Origin of the sequence: Vreelandella halophila, from assembly GCF_009856365.1 — a bacterium.
In the GTDB taxonomy this organism is placed as follows: domain Bacteria; phylum Pseudomonadota; class Gammaproteobacteria; order Pseudomonadales; family Oleiphilaceae; genus Halospina; species Halospina utahensis_B.
This window is the reverse complement of record NZ_WMEX01000001.1, coordinates 563008-579426: the sequence shown is the minus strand read 5'-3', so window position 1 is coordinate 579426 and position 16419 is coordinate 563008. Positions and strand designations below refer to the sequence as shown.

Annotated in this window: 17 protein-coding genes; 6 read left to right on the top strand and 11 right to left on the bottom strand. The window is 63.5% G+C overall.

Annotated elements, in window-relative coordinates:
- Position 1 precedes the first annotated feature (1 nt).
- Genes rsxD through nth form a run of 4 tightly spaced genes read left to right on the top strand, consistent with a single transcriptional unit; the run spans position 2 to position 2986 of the window.
- Positions 2–1003, top strand: a complete 1002-nt coding sequence (gene rsxD, locus GLW01_RS02555; RefSeq protein ID WP_095617520.1) for an electron transport complex subunit RsxD — start codon at positions 2–4, stop codon at positions 1001–1003.
- A complete protein-coding gene (locus GLW01_RS02550) occupies positions 1000–1647 on the top strand; it encodes an RnfABCDGE type electron transport complex subunit G (protein ID WP_151438986.1) in 648 nt (215 codons plus the stop codon). Before rsxD ends, GLW01_RS02550 begins: the two co-directional genes overlap by 4 nt.
- Entirely contained in the window at positions 1644–2354 is a 711-nt protein-coding gene (locus GLW01_RS02545) for an electron transport complex subunit E (RefSeq protein ID WP_160898036.1), read from the top strand. Before GLW01_RS02550 ends, GLW01_RS02545 begins: the two co-directional genes overlap by 4 nt.
- On the top strand, positions 2351–2986 hold the full coding sequence (gene nth / locus GLW01_RS02540; RefSeq protein WP_160898035.1) for an endonuclease III: 636 nt from the start codon (positions 2351–2353) through the stop codon (positions 2984–2986). The genes GLW01_RS02545 and nth overlap by 4 nt, the downstream gene beginning before the upstream one ends.
- Positions 2987–2993: 7 nt before the next feature.
- On the opposite strand, the gene GLW01_RS02535 is transcribed toward nth, so the two are convergent.
- The 3 genes from GLW01_RS02535 to GLW01_RS02525 all read right to left on the bottom strand — a co-directional run bounded on the left by GLW01_RS02535 (position 2994) and on the right by GLW01_RS02525 (position 8190).
- Positions 2994–3569, bottom strand: a complete 576-nt coding sequence (locus tag GLW01_RS02535; RefSeq protein WP_151438984.1) for a chalcone isomerase family protein — start codon at positions 3567–3569, stop codon at positions 2994–2996.
- A gap of 170 nt (positions 3570–3739) precedes the next feature.
- Positions 3740–6919 carry an efflux RND transporter permease subunit gene (locus tag GLW01_RS02530; RefSeq protein ID WP_202405515.1) on the bottom strand — a complete coding sequence of 1060 codons (3180 nt, stop codon included), beginning with the start codon at positions 6917–6919 and terminating at the stop codon, positions 3740–3742.
- A 26-nt stretch (positions 6920–6945) separates the two neighbouring features.
- Complete coding sequence (locus tag GLW01_RS02525) at positions 6946–8190, bottom strand: efflux RND transporter periplasmic adaptor subunit (RefSeq protein ID WP_160898034.1); 1245 nt, start codon at positions 8188–8190, stop codon at positions 6946–6948.
- A gap of 299 nt (positions 8191–8489) precedes the next feature.
- On the opposite strand from GLW01_RS02525, the gene GLW01_RS02520 reads away from it, so the two are divergent.
- Both GLW01_RS02520 and GLW01_RS02515 read left to right on the top strand, forming a co-directional pair.
- Positions 8490–8690: a hypothetical protein gene (locus tag GLW01_RS02520; RefSeq protein ID WP_160898033.1), complete on the top strand. Its 201-nt coding sequence runs from the start codon at positions 8490–8492 to the stop codon at positions 8688–8690.
- A 94-nt stretch (positions 8691–8784) separates the two neighbouring features.
- On the top strand, positions 8785–9687 hold the full coding sequence (locus GLW01_RS02515) for a cation diffusion facilitator family transporter (protein ID WP_160898032.1): 903 nt from the start codon (positions 8785–8787) through the stop codon (positions 9685–9687).
- On the opposite strand, the gene rpoS is transcribed toward GLW01_RS02515, so the two are convergent.
- The 8 genes from rpoS to ispD form a co-directional block, all read right to left on the bottom strand.
- On the bottom strand, positions 9688–10698 hold the full coding sequence (gene rpoS / locus GLW01_RS02510; protein ID WP_225741628.1) for an RNA polymerase sigma factor RpoS: 1011 nt from the start codon (positions 10696–10698) through the stop codon (positions 9688–9690).
- A gap of 80 nt (positions 10699–10778) precedes the next feature.
- The gene (locus tag GLW01_RS02505; protein WP_160898031.1) at positions 10779–11639 is read right to left on the bottom strand and encodes a peptidoglycan DD-metalloendopeptidase family protein; all 861 of its coding nucleotides are present in this window, start codon (positions 11637–11639) and stop codon (positions 10779–10781) included.
- A 254-nt stretch (positions 11640–11893) separates the two neighbouring features.
- Complete coding sequence (locus GLW01_RS02500) at positions 11894–12832, bottom strand: DUF368 domain-containing protein (protein WP_160898030.1); 939 nt, start codon at positions 12830–12832, stop codon at positions 11894–11896.
- The gene (locus GLW01_RS02495) at positions 12829–13485 is read right to left on the bottom strand and encodes a protein-L-isoaspartate(D-aspartate) O-methyltransferase (protein WP_151438977.1); all 657 of its coding nucleotides are present in this window, start codon (positions 13483–13485) and stop codon (positions 12829–12831) included. Before GLW01_RS02495 ends, GLW01_RS02500 begins: the two co-directional genes overlap by 4 nt.
- Positions 13486–14235 (bottom strand): 5'/3'-nucleotidase SurE, encoded by a 750-nt coding sequence (surE, locus tag GLW01_RS02490; RefSeq protein ID WP_095617535.1) that lies wholly within the window; start codon positions 14233–14235, stop codon positions 13486–13488.
- Positions 14232–15200, bottom strand: coding sequence for a tRNA pseudouridine(13) synthase TruD (gene truD, locus GLW01_RS02485; protein WP_151438976.1), 969 nt, complete (start codon positions 15198–15200; stop codon positions 14232–14234). The genes surE and truD overlap by 4 nt, the downstream gene beginning before the upstream one ends.
- Positions 15197–15691, bottom strand: coding sequence for a 2-C-methyl-D-erythritol 2,4-cyclodiphosphate synthase (ispF, locus tag GLW01_RS02480; RefSeq protein ID WP_192497230.1), 495 nt, complete (start codon positions 15689–15691; stop codon positions 15197–15199). The genes truD and ispF overlap by 4 nt, the downstream gene beginning before the upstream one ends.
- The gene (gene ispD, locus GLW01_RS02475) at positions 15688–16419 is read right to left on the bottom strand and encodes a 2-C-methyl-D-erythritol 4-phosphate cytidylyltransferase (RefSeq protein WP_160898029.1); all 732 of its coding nucleotides are present in this window, start codon (positions 16417–16419) and stop codon (positions 15688–15690) included. Before ispD ends, ispF begins: the two co-directional genes overlap by 4 nt.

Below are 16419 nucleotides of genomic sequence, written 5' to 3'. Positions count from 1 at the left end.
CATGCTGACCACCCAGCGGATCATGCTCTGGGTCATGGCGGCCACCCTGCCCGGCCTGCTGGCGCTCATCCACTTCTTCGGATGGGGCGTGCTGATCAACGTGCTCTGGTGCATGGGCATTGCCATGGCCACCGAGGCCCTGATCCTCTGGATTCGCGCCCGCCCGGTCCAGCACACCCTCATGGACGGCAGTGCCGCGCTGACCGGCCTGCTTCTGGGCCTGTCCCTGCCGCCACTGCTGCCCTGGTGGATCGCGCTGGTGGCCACCGCCAGTGCCATCATCCTGGCCAAGCACCTCTATGGCGGGCTCGGAAGCAACCTTTTCAACCCCGCCATGGTGGGCTACGCCCTGGTTCTGGTGAGCTTCCCGGAAGCCATGAGCACGCGCTGGGCGCTGCCGCTGTCACTGCAGGAGACACCGCTCAGCCTCCTGGACAGCCTGTCCGTGTTCACCGGCCTGGGTTCGACCTCCGTGGACGCCTTCACCGGCGCCACGCCCCTGGATGACTACAAGCATGCCATTGACGGTGCCATCGCCAGCCAGGTTACCACCGCGCCCATCTACGGCGATCGGGTCGCCCTGGGCTGGGAATGGGTCAACCTGGGCTTTCTTGCCGGTGGCCTGCTGTTGATCCAGCGCCGGATCATCACCTGGCACATTCCGGTCAGCCTGCTCGGGGCATTGACCATCATGGCCCTGCTGTTCGGTTATGACCCGGACCAGTCCGTGCCCCTGAGCCTGCACCTGCTGGCCGGCGGCACCATGCTGGGCGCCTTCTTCATCGCCACCGACCCGGTTTCAGCCGCCACCTCCAACCGGGGCAAGCTCTGGTACGGTGCCGGCATCGGTGTGCTGCTCTACACGATACGCGCCTGGGGCAGCTACCCGGACGCCGTCGCCTTCGCGGTCCTGCTGATGAACCTGGCCGTGCCCTTCCTGGACTATTACACCCGGCCGCGGACACGAGGCCATAAACGTGCGGGGCGGGGGGTGCCGTCATGAGCGAGGCACTCCAGGCCATCCAGCGCAATGCCCTGGGACTGGGCCTGTTCGCGGCCCTGACGGCCGGGGCCATTGGCGTCACCCAGATCCTCACCGCCGAGCGCATCGAGCAGCAGCGCGAACTGGCGACCGCAAGGGCCCGCGCTGCCGTGCTGCCGGACGATGTGTCCCTGACAGCCGGGGCCACCCGTCCGATCACTCTGCCACGGAACGACGTGACCGGTATCCGTGGAGGCGCCGAGGCCATACGGGTCACTCCCGGCGACGCCGATCCCATCCTGATCCTTCCGGTCACGGCACCGGATGGTTACTCCGGCCGCATCGAGCTGATCCTCGGCATCCGGGCAGATGGGACGCTCACGGGCGTACGCGCCACCGATCACCAGGAGACCCCGGGGCTGGGCGATGCCATCGAAGTGGCGAAGAGCAACTGGATACTGGATTTCAATGGCCGCTCACTGGACAATCCAAACCCTGAACAATGGCGCGTTGGCCAGAATGGTGCCTTTGATGCCCTGAGCGGAGCCACCATCACCAGCCGCGCCGTCGTGGATGCCGTCAAACGCGGGCTTACATTCACGGCCGCGCATCACGACCGTCTGTTCAACAGCGAAGGCGGGGAAACGGGAGCCGGAACACCATGAGTACAGGTGCCAACCAGATCATCCGAGACGGCCTCTGGCACAACAACCCGGCGCTGGTTCAGTTGCTGGGCCTGTGCCCTCTGCTGGCGGTCACCAACACGGTGGTCAATGCCATTGGCCTGGGCCTGGCCACGCTGATGGTGGTCACCGGCTCCAACATGGCGGTGTCGCTTATCCGCAACCGGGTAACCGACTCCATGCGCCTGCCCGCCTTCGTGATGATCATCGCCGCCCTGGTGACCTGTACCGAGCTGATCATGCAGGCCTATGCCTATCGGCTCTACCAGATCCTGGGCATCTTCATTCCCCTTATCGTCACCAACTGCGCCATCCTGGGCCGAGCCGAGGCCTTCGCCAGCCGTAACCCCCTGCCCAAGGCAACCCTGGATGGCCTGATGACCGGACTCGGGTTTCTCGCCGTCCTGGTGCTCCTGGGGGGAATGCGCGAACTGGTGGGCTACGGCACGCTTCTGGCGGACGCCCACCTGCTCTTCGGCGAGGCCGCCCGGGGCTGGACACTGACGGTCTTCCCGGACTACCGGCAGGCGCTGATCGCCGTTCTTCCCCCCGGTGCCTTCATCGGCCTGGGCCTGATCATCGCACTCCGGAACCGCATCGATCACCATATCCAGCAACAGCAGCAGGCCCGCCAGACGCCCGTGGAAAGCGGGCACAAGCGGGTCCGCGTAACGGGGACATTCTCATGAACGACGCCAAGCGTGAAGCCATCTTCGCCCGCCTTAAGGAAGCCAACCCCGCGCCCACCACGGAGCTGAACTTCAGCTCCCCGTTTGAGCTGCTGGTGGCCGTAACGCTTTCCGCCCAGGCCACTGACGTAGGCGTTAACAAGGCAACGGCGAAACTGTTCCCCGACGCCAACACGCCGGAGGCGATCCTGGAACTGGGGGAAGAGGGCCTGAAGGAGTACATCAAGACCATCGGGCTCTACAACAGCAAGGCCACGAACATCATCAAGGCCTGCCGGATGCTGGTTGATAAGCACGATTCGCAGGTACCACAGACCCGCAAGGAGCTGGAAGCGTTACCGGGCGTCGGCCGCAAGACCGCCAATGTAATCCTGAACACCGCGTTTGATCAGCCCACCATGGCGGTGGACACGCACATCTATCGGGTGGCGAACCGGACCGGCATCGCGCCCGGCAAAAACGTTCGGGAAGTGGAAGACAGGCTGATGAAACGCGTCCCGAAGGCGTACCTCAAGGACGCGCATCACTGGCTGATCCTCCATGGCCGCTACACCTGCCTGGCGCGGAAGCCACGCTGCGGCAGCTGCGTCATCGAGGATCTGTGCGAGTACAAGGAGAAAACGGTCGACTGAGACCGTTTTACTCGCCGCCCATCATGGCCGTTTTCACGCTTTCCTGGGCCGGAACCTCGCCAAGCCAGATGCCGAAGACAGCCTTCTTGAAATCCATGCCGCCGTCCACTGTGCCGATGCGGTCACCATTCTTGAAACCAACAATCCCTTCTTCGGGGATATAGGTGATCTTGAACTGGTCGCCTTCCTTGATCTCTTCCTCGAACAGGCTCATGAACGCATCAATATCGTCCTGGATCGGCTCCATGTTGCCACCGGTGGCATTGTTGAAGCCTTCCATGGTCGCTTCGGTCATGTTCTCGCTGTTGATCATGCCCGAGATGATGTCCAGCTGGATCGCCATGGGCTGATCCGCCTCAACAATCGCCTGGGCGCTGTCGAATGCCTGCGGCAGGTAGAGTGACCCCACATACAGGCTCATGAACCACTTGGAGCGCACGCCAGCACCATTCAGGCTGAGTTCGTTATCGGCAACCTTGATGGTCCCCGGCAGCTCAACGCCCTCAACGGTCATCTCCTGAGCCTGGGCCGTCATCGCTAAGGCGCACAGCAGCGCAAACGCGAAGGTCAGCATCTGTTTCATGAACACGTCCTCTTGTTGTATCGGTTTTCAGATGGTGCCCGGAGTCTACCATCGCGGATAGCCTCCAAATGCCCATCAGTTCTCAACGCGTTGGCATTTTTGGCCATCGGGGAACGGCCCGCAATGACCCACACGCGCTCCTTCCCCGTCCGTGGGGCAAGGACGCGCATTCAATCGCCAGGGCTCGGCGCTGTCTTCTCCGCGAACCAGCGGTACAGCGCTGGTATCACCACCAGGGTCAGCAGCGTGGACGTCAACAGGCCACCCACCACCACCGTGGCCAGCGGGCGCTGGACGCCGCTGCCGGTGCCTGTGGCCACCAGCAGCGGCAGCAGCCCCAGGGAGGTGGTCAGCGCCGTCATCAGAACCGGCCGCACCCGCAGGCAGGCCCCCTGTATTGAGGCCTCATCCAGGTTCATCCCCTCGCGTACCAGCTGATTCAGGTAGGTGACCAGTACCATGCCGTTCTCCAGCGCAATGCCGAAAAGGGCAATGAATCCCACCGATGCGGGGACCGACAGGTTCTGGCCGGAAACCCAGAGCGCGGCGACACCACCCATCAGTGCCAACGGGATGTTGAGCAGGATCAGCAGGGTGCTGCGCACCGACCGGAAGCTGATGTAGAGCATCAGGCAGATCAGGGCGAGCGTCACCGGGATCACGATCGCGAAGCGCGCATTGGCCTTCTGCTGCAGCTCATACTGGCCGCCCCACTCGAGCAGATAGCCCGCAGGCAGTTCCACCTGGTCACCGATCGCCTCACGGCCGGCTTCCACGAAGCTGCCGATGTCCCGACCCTCCACGTTGGCCTGTACCGTAATGTAGCGCTGGGCGTTTTCACGACTGATCTGGCGCGGGCCGGTGATCTTCTCCAGTTCCGCCAGCTGGCTCAGGGGCACCTCGGCGCCACCAGGGGCCTCGATCAGGATATTGCTCATCGCCTCCAGGTCCTTCCGGTCCTGTTCCTGGTAGCGGACATAGACATCGAAGCGCCGTACCCCCTCGAAGATCTGCCCCGCCGCAGTTCCGCCGACGGCATTACGGATGCGCTTCTGCACACGCTCCATGCTGATGCCATAGCGCGCCAGGGCATCCCGGTCCGGCCGGATACGCACCTGCGGAGCGCCAATCACCTGATCCGCCCGGACATCGGCGGCGCCCGGCACCTGCCGTAATACCGCGGCGATTTCATCCGCCTTCTGCTTCAGGGTATCCAGATCATCCCCGTACAGTTTGACGGCCAGCTCGGACTTCACACCGCCCACCAGTTCATCCACGGAAAGCTGGATCGGCTGGGTCATGTTGGTCATGATGCCGGGCATACCGTCCAGCTTCTCCCGGATGGCCTGCTCGATCCCCGCCTGGGACTCATAGCCGTGTTTCTCCCACTGCGACCGGGGCTCCAGCACGACCAGTGAGTGCACAGTGTTGATGGGGTCGGCGTGGGCCCCCACCTCGCCACGCCCCACCCGGCTGACGACCTTCTTCACCCCGGGCACGCTGAGCATCCGTTTCTCCGCCAGCATGGTGTTGCGTTTCGACTCACTGAGTGAAATGGAAGGCGCCATGGTCAGGTTCACAATCAGATCCCCCTCGTCCATCCGCGGCGCGAACTCCGAGCCCAGCTGAGGGAACAGTGCCGCCCCTGCGCCAAGAAGGCCCACGGCAAGCAGCACCGCCAGGGAACGCCGGGCAATGAAGAAACGCAGCAGAGGGCGATAGAGCACCAGGATCCACTGGACAACCAGGGATTCACGCCGGTAGCCATGATCTTCCGACTCCCTGGCAATCGGCCTGGACGGGACAAGACGGTGCCACCAGCGTTCTGGCCCATCACCGGCATCCGCCTTCGGCCGGCGCATCATCAAGCTGCCCAGTACCGGCGTCATGAACAGCGCATAGGCCAGCGAACCAACCATGCCCAATGCCACTGTGTAGGCTAGGGGCCGGAACGTTTTGCCCGCCACGCCGGTCAGCGTGAACAACGGCAGGAAGACGATGATGATGATCGCAATGGCGAACAGAATGGGCGCGGCCACCTCGCGACATGCCCGGGCCACGACCTGCAGTCGGGGTTCGTAGCTTTCCGCCTCATGCAGGTGGCGGTCGATGTTCTCGACCATCACGATGGTGCCGTCCACCATCAGTCCAATGGCGATGGCCAACCCACCCAGACTCATCAGGTTCGCGGAAAGTTCAAACCAGTACATCCCGACGACCGCGAAAAGCACCGAGAATGGAATGGCCGCTGCCACCACCACGCTGGGCCGGAAACCACCCATGAATACAAACAGCACCAGCACCACCAGCACGATCCCCTGGAAGAGTGCATCCGAGACCGTATCCACGGCGTTCTGGACCAGGGTCTTCTGCTCGTAGTAGGGCACGATCTTCACGCCCTCGGGCAGGCTCTTCTGGATGGCCTCCATGCGCTGCTCCACCCGCTCAATCACCTCAGAGGTGTTGGCACCGTAGAGCTTGACCACCATCCCTGAGACCACTTCCTTCTCACCATTGAGGGTCTGCAGGCCCTGGCGGACCTCGCCACCAATCTCAACACGGGCAATATCCGACAGCCGAACCGGGGTGCCGTCGACCGTCTTGACGGTGATCCGTTCCAGGTCCCTGATGCCCTTGGCCAGCCCCTCGGAACGGATCACAAACTGTTCACCGCCCTCCTCCAGAAACTGTGCCCCCACGTTAAGGTTGCTGGAACGCACCCGCTCGATGACATTCTGGAGGTCCAGATCATAGCGCTGGAGCGCATCCGGGTTGACGTTCACCTGGTACTGCTTCTTGTACCCGCCAATCCCGAGCACTTCGGTAACGCCACGCACTGTCTCCATCTTCGGCTTGATCAGCCAGTCCTGGATGGTACGCAGCTGGGTCAGGCTGTACTCGTCCCCGGGAGCATCCAGGTAGTAGTAGAGAATCAGGCCCTGGCCGCTCGCAATGGGGCCCATTTCGGGTTCTCCGAAGCCTTCCGGAATGTTTTCACGGGCCTTCTGAAGGCGTTCGCTGACCAGCTGGCGCGCGTGGTAGATGTCCGTGCCGTCCTCGAAGTAGACACTGACCACCGAGAGCCCGAAATTCGAGTTGCTGCGTATTTCCCGCACCTTCGGCAGCCCCGTCATGGCCTGCTCCACGGGGTAGCTCACATAGGTCTCCACCTCCTCGGGGGCGAGACCGTCAGTCACCGTGAAGACCTGTACCAGCGTCGGCGAGACGTCCGGCACAGCGTCCACGGCCAGTTTCTGCCAGCTCCAGATCCCTGCAGCCAGCACCAGTACCCCCAGCAACACCATCAGCAGGCGATTGCGGAAGGCCATGTCCATCAGTCGTTCAATCATGATCGCTCACCTCTGCCGCAGCCGGCTCAATGGGAATGTCCGGCATGCTTAAGCTGGGCACGCCCGGCCTCGGCCTTGAGAGTGAAGGTGTTGGTGGCGGCGTAGCGCGTGCCGGCATCCAGCCCTTCACGGATGATCACGCGGCTGCCGGCACTGATCCCGGTTCTGACCGGTTGGCGCCGGAAGCCATGATCGGTGCGAACGAAGACATGGGGCTGGTCATCAAGCCGCTGGATGGCACTGGCAGGCACCACCACGTCCGCCTCAAGCTCGCGCACGGTCACCTCACCGGTCACGAACTGGCCCGGGTACCACTGGCCGTCGCTGTTATCCAGAACCACCCGGGCGCTGGCCGAGCGGCTGTCTTGCGCCATGCGGGGTGTGATATAGCTGATGGTGCCGCTGGCCCGATTGCCGCCTTCGCTGGCACTCACCTCCACGACCTGCCCCGGCCGGATTTCGCCCAGGCTGCGCGGGAAGACACTGAATTCCGCCCAGACCTGATCGCGGCGGGCAATGACGAACGGCGGGTCATCACGATCCGTATCGACGCGCTCACCTCGGGTCAGGTGCTGCTCGATAATGGTCCCGGACGCCGGTGCCCGGAGCTCATAGCGGGCGAGGCTGTCACTGCCCTCAGTATCCAGCTCCGCAACCGCCTGCGGCGCCATCCCCAGTGCTTCAAGCCGCCGCCTTGCCAGGGTCATCCGTACCCGCGCTTCCTTCAGGGCCTGGCGAGCCCGCTGGAGTTCCGCCTCGGAAACAGCGCGGTCCTTCGCCAGCTGCTGCGTACGTTCGAAATCCGCCTGTTCCAGCTCCAGGCGTGCCTGACGGGACAGATACTGGGAACGTGCCTCCGCGAGTTCGGTGCTCGACAGAACCGCCAGAACCTCGCCCTTTTCCACCCTGTCCCCGCTGTAGCGCCGGACCTTCTCCGCACGGCCCGCGACACGGGGAGTGACATGGGTCATCAGGGCCTCGTCGAACCGGATCTCACCGGGAAGAGTGCGGGTGATGGCCAGCTGGCCCGGAGCAGCCCGGCGCACCTCTATACCGAATTCGTGGATCACCTCATCATCAAGGGCTATCCCCTTGCCGGTCTTGTGATCCCGGTGTCCTCCGTTTTTGTTGTCCTTGTGCTCCTCATGGTCACCATGATCCCCGTGGTTCCCGCTGTGATCCTCCGCCCCATGCTCCCCGCAACCGGAAAGCATCAGGACAGACAGTAGCACCGCCGCAAACGGAACGGCGCCGGATGACGTAATACGCATGCTTTAGACTCCTGCTTCCACGCGCCCGCTGCTGCGGACGATCGTTCGGCTCATGCACGGATAGGGGCCCGTGCGCGCTCTCAGGTCAGCAGAAGGTGGGGAGGATCGCGGGGCTGGGGCAGGCAGTAGCGTGGGGGTGACGGGCCCGTGCAGCGTTCCCGTGGCTGCCTGATCCAGCGGGAGACGAGCGGCGCCGCCGCTATGAAAAACGCACCTGCGAGCGGCAGGGGCGGCGTATCGCCGAGGGTATCCGGAATCAGGCCATCCGGGACCAGGTTATGCTGATCGGCATGCCAGACATGCGCGAAATCCCCGTGAACAGCGCCCTGCGGCGCCCCATCATGCTCGCCCAGTACGTGGTGGTGCACCGCCGTGCCCAGAAGCACCTGGGCGACGAGCAGGAGCATCAGCCCTGTAACGGCCACACCGTTAGGGAGACGCCGTGGATGGAATCCTTGAAGGTGATCCAGCATGGATTGGAACCGGAACCTGATACGTGAATGGCGCCGATGCTAGAGGCCCCCGGCCCGGCTTGCAAGACCTTGGCCGTTAGCCGAGGATAACAGCGCCTGTCACCCATCGGAGCCAGTCGACATGAGCCACGAGCACCATCACCCACACACTGGCGATGGCCGCGTCATAGGAGCCATCATCGCCAACCTCGTGCTGACCCTGGGCCAGGTCCTTGGCGGTATACTTTCGGGCAGCCTGGTACTCATCGCCGATGCCCTGCACAATTTCTCGGACATGGCCTCCATGGTCATTGCCCTGGTCGCGCGGCGCATTGCACGGCGCCCCGCCGATCCCGCGATGACGTTCGGGTACCGCCGGATCGAAACCGTCGCAGCCCTGGTCAATTACACCTCCCTGATCCTGATCGGGCTCTACCTGGCTTTCGAAGGCGGCATGCGCCTTCTGGATCCACCCGAGGTCGGCGGCGGCACCGTCATCGCCCTGGGCGTACTGGCCCTGGTGGTGGATACGCTCACTGCCATCCTGACAGGCTCCATCCGGCAGGGCGGCGCCAACATCCGCGCCCTCTTCCTGCACAACCTCAGCGATGCCCTGACGTCAGTGGCCGTGGTGGTCAGTGGTGTGCTCATCGTGCTGTACGGCTGGCGCCTGATCGATCCACTGATCACCCTGCTCATAGCGGGTTACATCCTCTGGCTCTCAGCCACCGAGGTTGGCGGAGTGATCCGGGTGCTGATGCTGGGCAGCCCACCGGAGATTGATACCGAGGCGGTACTCGACTGCATCCGGGGACTCGCAGGCGTGGAGGACATCCATCATGCGCATTTCTGGCTGATGGAGGAGAGCAGTGCCGCCCTGGACACGCACGTGGTGGTGGCCAACGACGCGTGGCCGGAACAGCAGGTTATCAAGGCCCGGATCAGGAAGGAACTGGCATCCCGCTTCGGGATCCATCATGCAACACTGGAGCTGGAACCCTCGAGCGAGCAGCACGAGGGTGCCAGCCTCTACGGCAGGGGCTGATCAGCCCTCAAAGAGCATGTCGCAGGAAAGCCCTTCCTTTTCCAGGATTTCGCGCAGGCGGCGCAGGGCCTCGACCTGGATCTGGCGCACCCGCTCCCGGGTCAGCCCGATCTCGGCGCCCACCTGTTCCAGGGTCATGGTCGAGTAGCCCCGCAGACCGAAACGGCGGCAGAGTACTTCCTGCTGTTTTTCGCTGAGCTGCTCAACCCACTGCCCCAGGCAGCCCTTGATGTTACTCTCCTGCAGCAGCGCGGCCGGGTCTGCCGAGCCTTCGTCCGGAACCGTGTCGAGCAGGGATTTGTCGCCATTGTGCCCGATGGGTGTATCCACGGAGGCAACCCGTTCATTGAGCCCCAGCATCCGTTTCACGTCCTTCACCGGCTTCTCGCACTTCTCTGCGATCTCCTCAGCGGTGGGTTCGTGATCCAGCTGCTGGCTGAGCTCACGCGACGCCCGCAGGTATAGGTTGAGTTCCTTCACCACGTGGATGGGAAGGCGGATGGTACGGGTCTGGTTCATGATGGCCCGTTCAATGGTCTGGCGGATCCACCAGGTCGCGTAGGTGGAGAACCGGAAACCACGCTCCGGATCGAACTTTTCCACGGCCCGGATGAGACCCAGATTGCCTTCCTCGATCAGGTCCAGCAGCGTCAGGCCGCGGTTGACGTAACGCCGGGCGATTTTCACCACCAGGCGCAGATTGCTTTCGATCATGCGCCGGCGGCCGCTTTCGTCGCCATCACGTGCAAGCCGGGCGTAGTGCTTTTCCTCTTCCGGTGTGAGCAGCGGTGAAAACCCGATCTCGTTGAGATAGAGCTGTGTGGCATCCGCCTGCTGCTGGCGGCTGGTATAGCTGTAACGCGACGTTCTGGAGCGGGCACGTTCAAGCGCTGCCGCATCCCCATCCAGCTTTGTGGCTTCTTCGCTGGCGGCCACGGCCTCTTCCGGATCCATCACCGCCTCTTCCGCCGATGCATCGAGCGCTGCTTCCTGAACCATCTCTTCCGACATAGCTTTCACCCTGCGTTAACTGATCTACCCCTTGAACACTTCCGGCCTTGTTCGACTTCTTATGGGCCGCAAGTCCCGGATCAGCGACGCGGAAGGTACTGCATCGGGTTAACCGGATCGCCCCGTCTCCGTATCTCGAAGTGGAGCATGATCCTGTCGGCGCCCGAATCCCCCATCTCGGCGATGGTATCGCCCTGCCCAACGTTCTGACCCTCTTCCACCAGGATCGTCCGGTTGTGGGCATAGGCGCTGAGGAAGGTCTCGCTGTGGTTCACGATGATGAGGTTGCCGTAACCCAGCAACCCGTTCCCGGCGTAAACCACGCTGCCATCCGCAGCGGCCCTGACGGGGTCTCCCGCGTCACCTCCGATATCAACACCTTTGTTCACATCGGAGCCGTCGGATGAATATTTCGCAATAATCGGGCCAGAATGGGGCCATGCCCAATCGATTTCGGATGACGCTTCATCAGATGCCTGTAACGCATTGTTACTCCGGGAAGCCTGGGGTGACGCCCGCGTCTGGTCTGCGGGTTGCCCGGATGATCCGGACGCCCGTCCGGTTGACGATGAAGCGGTGCCGGATGATGGGGATGAAGCCGAGCCACCACCGGAGCGCCTGAAGTCATCCGGCGCCTCAACGTCGAACTGGATCACCTGACCGGGATGGATCTCATAGGGGGGCTCGATATCGTTGGCAGCCGCGAGTCTGCGGTAATCCCAGCCATAACGCATGGCGATGCTGTAAAGGGTTTCACCCTTCGAGACACGGTGATGCCCCCAGTTCACTCTGGGGTTGTAATCACTGTCGAGGAGCAGATCCGTGGAGTTGCAGCCACCAACCAGAAGCAATACCAGAACGGCCAGGAGCGGTTTTCGGATTGTTCGAATCCCGGTTCCCGCCTGGTTCCGTACAGCCTTTCTGACCGTGTTGAACCCCATCCGTACTAGAACTTTCCGCTATTGATTCTATGTTTTTATTCTAAAAAAATCCTGAATATTCACGAGCCTCTGAGGAGACGCGGGTAAACCGCTCTTTTGTCAGGATAATTTTTACCCAGAATTCAGTTACCCACCCACCCCGAACTGTTACCTGTGGGAACAGTGGGCGTAACAGATCACGCAAAAGCCGTGCGTTACTTCCGACTGTCGCGTGATCCGTCTCAAGTGTATGCCCTGCACGGCCAGGCAACCAGTTACGACTTGCCACAACGACCCAACCACTCAACCAGCAGGATCAGCCCCAGCCCCAGACACGCCAGCACCAGCACCGTCCAGGTCTGGGAAGCAGCACCCGTCAGCTCCGTATAGCGCCAGGGCGCAAGATTCTCATACAGCAGTGGCTCAGCTTCCCCGCCCGAGCCGGTGCGCCAGGCCACTGCGCGCTTCCAGGGCCACAGATTGGTAAGCGAACCGACCATGAAACCGGTCAGAACCGCCAGCGTCACAGCGGGAAAGCGGGCCAGGGTCGCCGCCACCAGGCGGGCCATGGCAACCAGCCCCAGCGCGCAGCCACCGGCAAACACCGCCAGCGTTGCCAGAGCAGGCTCGCGGATGGCATCGAGGATCGGCTCGTAGAGACCGAGCAGAAGCAGGATGAAGCTGCCGGAAATACCGGGGAGAACCATCGCCGAGATGGCCACAAATCCGGCCCCAAAAGCGATCAACGGTGTCAGGGCCAGGGTGGCGGGCGTCAGCTGGGCAATGCCCCAGGCCACGAGGGTCCCCAGGCCCAGCCCCAGCCCGGCAGTCAGTGACCAATGGGGAATCTGCCGCCCCACATGGAGGACTGCCCCAATGATCAGGCCGGAGAAAAAAGCACGGACCAGCATCGGATGCTCATCCAGCAGTGTCCCGATACCGTGCGCCAGGGTCACAACGCTGAAGAGAATGCCGCCCAGAAGCAGCAGGAGGAAGTTTGCGTCCATGGTCTGCCAGGCCCGGACCAGGCTGCGGTCGCGCACCAGGGTCAGCGCCGCTGCTGGGATATTGCCAAGCGCGGCCAGCAGCCGCTGATAGATACCGGTGATCAACGCCATGGTGCCGCCGGACACCCCCGGCACGATATCCGCAGCCCCCATGAGACAACCTCGCACCACAATACCGGGAGCGGACTGGGTGTGGGTCCGGTTCATCGCACCACGCCACCGAGCACGGGCACGAAGCGCACCGGCTCAATCTCCCGGCGCTCGAATTCGTCCCCGTTTCGGGTGATCAGGGTCAGCATCTGGGTATCACGGCCGAGCGGTGCCACAATGCTGCCGCCGTCCGCCAGCTGATCGTACAGCGCTGCCGGTATATCCCCGGGCGCTGCCGTCAGGATCATGCCGTCAAAGGGCGCGGCTTCCGGCCAACCCTGGCTGCCATCCCCCAGGCGCAGGTGGGCATTGCGATAACCCAGCCGCTGCAGGCGCTCCCGGGCCTGGCGATGAAGACCACCAATGCGCTCGATGCTGTAAACCTCCTTGCCGAGATACGCCAGGATGGCCGCCTGGTAGCCGGATCCGGTGCCCAGCTCAAGGATTCGCGTGGCGCCGGCAGCCAGCAGCATCTCGGTCATGCGTGCGACCACATAGGGCTGGGACAGGGTCTGCTGGTAGCCGATGGGCAGCGCCGTGTCCTCATAGGCACGGTGTGACAGCGCCTCATCCAGGAAGATGTGCCGGGGCACATTCGCGATGGCGTCCAGCACTTCCACACGCTGTATGCCTTCATCACTGAGACGCTCCACCAGCCGCATCCGGGTGCGCTGGGAGGTCATGCCGATCCCCTGGAGTTCGGTATTCATTCAGAGTCCGTCTTTCAGCCAGTCGTTCAGGTTCTGGAACGTATCATAGTGGGTCATGTCCACTTTCACCGGTGTAATGGACACGTAGCCCTCACGAATGGCGTGGAAGTCCGTACCAGGGCCGGCATCATCCTCGTCCCCGGCGGCACCGATCCACATCCGCTCGCGTCCACGCGGACAGTGGACCCGCTGGGGCAGCTCCCCCCGGCCACGATGGCCCAGGCGCGTGATCTGGAAGCCCCTGAGCTCATGCCAATCCACATCCGGTACATTCACATTGAGGACCGTTCTGGGCGGCACTGCCAGCGGATCCGGGCGCAGCAGCAGGCTGCGGACCACCCGCGCCGCCGTATCGAAACGCCAGTTACCCTGGTTGGCCAGCGAAACCGCAATCGGCGGATGATGCAGCAGACGCCCTTCAACCGCAGCAGCCACCGTCCCCGAGTAAAGGATGTCATCACCCAGGTTGGAGTGGGTATTGATACCGGAGATGACCCGGTCGAATTCAATCCCGAACATGTCCCCGATGCCCAGATGAACGCAGTCCGTGGGCGTACCGTCGATGGCCGTGAAACCACCGGGTACATCGGTCGCGGAAAGCGGCCGTGTCAGGGTCAGTGCGTTGCTGGCGCCGGAGTGATCCCGGTCCGGGGCGGCAACACGCACGTCCCCCAGGTCCTCCAGAGCGTCGTAGAGTGCCTTGAGCCCCGGGGAATAGACACCGTCGTCATTGGAAAGCAGCAATTTCATGGCGTTCGGGAACCGTCCTCCAGATCCAGAATCTCAGTCAGTACCACCGTGGCAAAGCCACCGGCAGGCAGGAAGAAATCAAAAACGGCACTGTCGCCTTCCTGCTCCAGAGCGCAGTCTAGCGGTTTCAGCGCGAGGCTGCGACGTGCCGGGCGCATGCGGGTGGCCCGCAGAAGTGCCATGAACTCCGGGTACTGCCCGGCAAATGCCAGTTCCGCCTCTGCCAGCGCCCCTTCGGCCCCGCAGCTGTCGTCACCGAACATCGGCCCTGAAGGAGAGGTTTCCGGGTCCCCCTCCCGCTGTTGCCGCCAATCGCCCGCTGCCAGTCGCCCGGCCAGCCATTCATTGAACAGCCAGCTGCGCACGGCGGACAGCAGCATGCCAGAGCGGGCCCGCTCACGCGGGCGCTTCAGGCGTTGCGGGTCCAGCTGCGCGGCAGCCTCCAGATTGGCCCCATCACGCCCAAAGCGCTGGCGTCCAAAATAGTTCGGACAGCCGTTATTTGCCAGCGCCTGCCAACGCGCGGCCAGGGCGGCACTGTCCGCCTCAAGATCCCTTACCCGGATCCGGAAGTGGTTGCCAGCCAGTTCGCCGGTGCGCAGCTTGCGGCTATGCCGGTCTACCGACAGAACCCGCCACTGCGCGGAAACAGCCTGAAGCACGTCATCCGCTCTCCCGGGCGGACAGGGCAGGCTGAACCACTGGCGGGTGACGGCATGGCGATCCTTGCGCCCCGCATAACCCACCGCTGCTGCAGGACAGCCACAGAGGCGCGCCAGCCCACGGGCAACCCAATCGGTGTTGTCACCGCTTTTCTCAAGCTGGATAAGAAGGTGTTCGCCCTCACCGTCGGGAGACCACCCCAGGTTCTCAGTGACCCCGAAATCCCCCGGGTCCACACGGATGCGGCCGGTTCCGACAGGTTCTCCCCCGGCCCGCGGCCAGTCCAGGCGCCAGCCCGTCACGAGCCCCCGCCGCTGCGACGGCTTTCGACCAGACAGACCGCCTGGGCCGCAATGCCCTCGGCGCGCCCGACGAACCCCAGCCGTTCGGTCGTGGTGGCTTTCACGCTGATCCGTTCCGGGTTCACCGCCAGGTCTTCCGCGATGTTGTGGCGCATGGCATCCACATGGGGACCCATCTTCGGCGCCTGTGCCATGACTGTGGCATCAATATTGACCAGCTGGTAGCCCTGCATCCGCACCTGACGATAGACCTCGCGCAGCAGCGCACGGCTGTCCGCATCCCGCCAGCGCTGTTCGGTATCGGGAAACCAGTGGCCGATATCGCCCAGGGCGATGGCCCCCAGCAGAGCATCGCTGACGGTGTGCAGCAGCACGTCTCCATCCGAATGCGCCCGCAGTCCCTGATCATGAGGGATGACCACGCCACCGATGCGGATATGATCGCCCTCCTCAAAGGCGTGGACGTCGAACCCCTGCCCGACTCGTATCATGTTACGGCCCCTCCGGCCTGTTGCTGTTGTTCGATCAGCCATGCCGCCATGGCCAGGTCCCCCGGATGGGTCACCTTGATATTGTCCGCCCGGCCCGGTACCACGAGCGGCTTCAGGCCCAGATATTCCACCGCCGAGGCCTCATCCGTTACCGGCGCCCCGGCTGCCGCGGCCCTGAGCAGCGCCCGTTCCAGCACCCCGGCGGGAAACAGCTGGGGGGTCTGGGCCCGCCAGAGATGGCTCCGGTCCCGGGTTGCCAGCACATGGCGGGCCCCATCCACTTCCTTGATCGTATCCGTGACTGCCTGGGCCAGAAGGCCTCCGGCCTCGCTGCTGCCAACCCCTTCCATGAGGGCGTGGATATCCCCTCCTGTGATACAGGGGCGGGCGGCATCGTGCACCAGTACGGGGTGCTCCTCAGGAAGTGCCAGCGCCTGCAGAGCGTTCAGCACGGACTCGGCACGGGTGGCGCCGCCAATACAGGTACGGACGGAGTCTGCCGCCACGCTGCGGGTAGACGCCCACCAGCCATCCCCGGCCCCCAGAGCCACCATGAGGGCTGCGCCAGGCACTGCCCGGGCCAGCCGCTCAAGGGTGACGTCAATCAGGAAAGCGTTACCGAGATACTGGTACTGCTTGGGGCGTTCGCCCCCGACACGGGCACCGACGCCCGCGGCGGGTATAACAATGGCTGGGGGGAGGCCGTCTGAGGCGGCATTGGGCGGCAT

Excerpts from the sequence above, each read along its gene's own strand:
- GLW01_RS02515 (WP_160898032.1), top strand. The coding sequence starts at position 8,785 with ATGAGCCACGAGCACCATCACCCACACACTGGCGATGGCCGCGTCATA.
- nth (WP_160898035.1), top strand. The coding sequence starts at position 2,351 with ATGAACGACGCCAAGCGTGAAGCCATCTTCGCCCGCCTTAAGGAAGCC.
- GLW01_RS02520 (WP_160898033.1), top strand. The coding sequence starts at position 8,490 with ATGCGCGAAATCCCCGTGAACAGCGCCCTGCGGCGCCCCATCATGCTC.
- GLW01_RS02535 (WP_151438984.1), bottom strand. The coding sequence starts at position 3,569 with ATGAAACAGATGCTGACCTTCGCGTTTGCGCTGCTGTGCGCCTTAGCG.
- GLW01_RS02530 (WP_202405515.1), bottom strand. The coding sequence starts at position 6,919 with ATGATTGAACGACTGATGGACATGGCCTTCCGCAATCGCCTGCTGATG.
- GLW01_RS02545 (WP_160898036.1), top strand. The coding sequence starts at position 1,644 with ATGAGTACAGGTGCCAACCAGATCATCCGAGACGGCCTCTGGCACAAC.
- rsxD (WP_095617520.1), top strand. The coding sequence starts at position 2 with ATGCTGACCACCCAGCGGATCATGCTCTGGGTCATGGCGGCCACCCTG.
- GLW01_RS02495 (WP_151438977.1), bottom strand. The coding sequence starts at position 13,485 with ATGAATACCGAACTCCAGGGGATCGGCATGACCTCCCAGCGCACCCGG.
- GLW01_RS02550 (WP_151438986.1), top strand. The coding sequence starts at position 1,000 with ATGAGCGAGGCACTCCAGGCCATCCAGCGCAATGCCCTGGGACTGGGC.
- rpoS (WP_225741628.1), bottom strand. The coding sequence starts at position 10,698 with ATGTCGGAAGAGATGGTTCAGGAAGCAGCGCTCGATGCATCGGCGGAA.
- surE (WP_095617535.1), bottom strand. The coding sequence starts at position 14,235 with ATGAAATTGCTGCTTTCCAATGACGACGGTGTCTATTCCCCGGGGCTC.
- GLW01_RS02505 (WP_160898031.1), bottom strand. The coding sequence starts at position 11,639 with ATGGGGTTCAACACGGTCAGAAAGGCTGTACGGAACCAGGCGGGAACC.
- ispD (WP_160898029.1), bottom strand. The coding sequence starts at position 16,419 with ATGCCGCCCAATGCCGCCTCAGACGGCCTCCCCCCAGCCATTGTTATA.
- ispF (WP_192497230.1), bottom strand. The coding sequence starts at position 15,691 with ATGATACGAGTCGGGCAGGGGTTCGACGTCCACGCCTTTGAGGAGGGC.
- GLW01_RS02500 (WP_160898030.1), bottom strand. The coding sequence starts at position 12,832 with ATGAACCGGACCCACACCCAGTCCGCTCCCGGTATTGTGGTGCGAGGT.
- GLW01_RS02525 (WP_160898034.1), bottom strand. The coding sequence starts at position 8,190 with ATGCGTATTACGTCATCCGGCGCCGTTCCGTTTGCGGCGGTGCTACTG.